The 257-nt window shown below is 51.8% G+C and carries 1 tRNA gene and 1 rRNA gene; both read left to right on the top strand.

The features are described from left to right. Window positions 1-105: ribosomal RNA gene (locus GTP69_RS30980) — 16S ribosomal RNA — on the top strand; the annotation flags it as partial. 78 nt (window positions 106-183) lie between these two features. Beyond that, window positions 184-257, top strand: a tRNA-Ile gene (locus GTP69_RS30975).

Raw genomic sequence — 257 nt, 5'->3', positions numbered from 1 at the left:
GGTAGCTTAACCGCAAGGAGGGCGCTTACCACGGTAGGATTCGTGACTGGGGTGAAGTCGTAACAAGGTAGCCGTATCGGAAGGTGCGGCTGGATCACCTCCTTTCTAGAGTTTGCAGGTTCTTCGGAACATTTCAAGCGCTCACACTTATCGACTGTAGACAATAAAAGAACAGCAAATATTGGGGCTGTAGCTCAGCTGGTTAGAGCACCGTGTTGATAACGCGGGGGTCGTTGGTTCGAGTCCAACCAGCCCTA

Origin of the sequence: Duganella levis (assembly GCF_009857605.1) — a bacterium.
GTDB classification, from domain to species: Bacteria; Pseudomonadota; Gammaproteobacteria; order Burkholderiales; family Burkholderiaceae_D; genus Rugamonas; species Rugamonas levis.
The sequence above is the reverse complement of the archived record's forward strand: the minus strand, read 5'-3'. Positions and strand labels throughout refer to the sequence as shown.